We start from the raw sequence: 293 nt of genomic DNA, 5'->3' as shown, positions 1-293 counted from the left end.
CGAGTAGTCCTGCAGCGGCACCGGGCGGTTGGTGCCAACGAAGACCATGCCCCCGGCCACCATCGCGGAATCAGGCGGTCGCGGCGTGCCGGGCGGCAGTTGCACGCGCAGCGTCTCCCACTCCGGCTTGCGCTCCGCCGTGGTGACATAGCCAGTGGCCCGCACGAACGTGGCGAACTGCGCGTTGGTGACATGGCGCCGGTCCATCCAGAAACCATGCACACGCACCTTGTGCGCCGGCCGCTCGTTGGCCTGCGCGAGCTGATGGTCGCTGCCCATCAGGAATTCGCCGC

At 68.9% G+C, this 293-nt stretch carries 1 protein-coding gene; it reads right to left on the bottom strand.

The genetic code is table 11. The features are described 5' to 3' along the window. Positions 1–293 (bottom strand): SUMF1/EgtB/PvdO family nonheme iron enzyme (locus OR16_RS38670; RefSeq protein WP_006164835.1); only part of this gene is annotated, 293 nt, incomplete at both ends.

Origin of the sequence: Cupriavidus basilensis OR16, from assembly GCF_000243095.1 — a bacterium.
Taxonomy (GTDB): domain Bacteria; phylum Pseudomonadota; class Gammaproteobacteria; order Burkholderiales; family Burkholderiaceae; genus Cupriavidus; species Cupriavidus basilensis_D.
This window is presented reverse-complemented; position numbering and strand designations above follow the sequence as displayed.